This is a genomic window from Xanthomonas sp. SHU 166 (assembly GCF_000364685.1).
GTDB classification, from domain to species: Bacteria; Pseudomonadota; Gammaproteobacteria; order Xanthomonadales; family Xanthomonadaceae; genus Xanthomonas_A; species Xanthomonas_A sontii.
Genome location: NZ_AQOJ01000658.1, coordinates 1 through 450, shown reverse-complemented (window position 1 = coordinate 450; position 450 = coordinate 1). Strand labels below are relative to the sequence as shown.

The following is a 450-nucleotide window of genomic DNA, read 5'->3' as shown; positions in this document are numbered from 1 at the left end:
CTCGAGCCGGTGCGTTCGGCCGGTCCGGCGGTGCGGCCGCGGATCGAGCGCTACGCCTGGCCGCTGGCGGCGGCGCTGGCGCTGGCGTTGCTGTCCTTCATCTGGCCCTGGAGGCGGCAATGACCCGCGCGATGGAGTTCCTCCAGGCATTGCACCTGTTGCGCCCCGAATGGCTGTGGGCGCTGCTGTTGCTGCCGTTGCTCGGCTGGAGCTGGTGGCGCCGGCGGCGGCGCCATGACATCTGGCGGCGCACGGTGGACCCGCATCTGTTGCCGCATCTGCTCGCGCGTGGCGATGCCAAGGGCAGTGCCGGCCTGTTGCTGGGCGCGCTGGGCTATGCGCTGGCGGTGCTGGCGCTGGCCGGACCGAGCTGGCGCCAGGAACAGCAGCCGCTGTGGCAGGCGCGCACGCCGTTGGTGATCGCGCTGGACCTGTCCGCGCAGATCGACG

2 pseudogenes are annotated in these 450 nt (G+C 72.4%); both read left to right on the top strand.

The window, feature by feature from the left end:
* A pseudogene (locus tag D180_RS24815) lies at window positions 1-123 on the top strand (VWA domain-containing protein); the annotation flags it as partial.
* A pseudogene (locus D180_RS15720) lies at window positions 120-450 on the top strand (hypothetical protein); the annotation flags it as partial. The pseudogenes D180_RS24815 and D180_RS15720, both read left to right, overlap by 4 nt.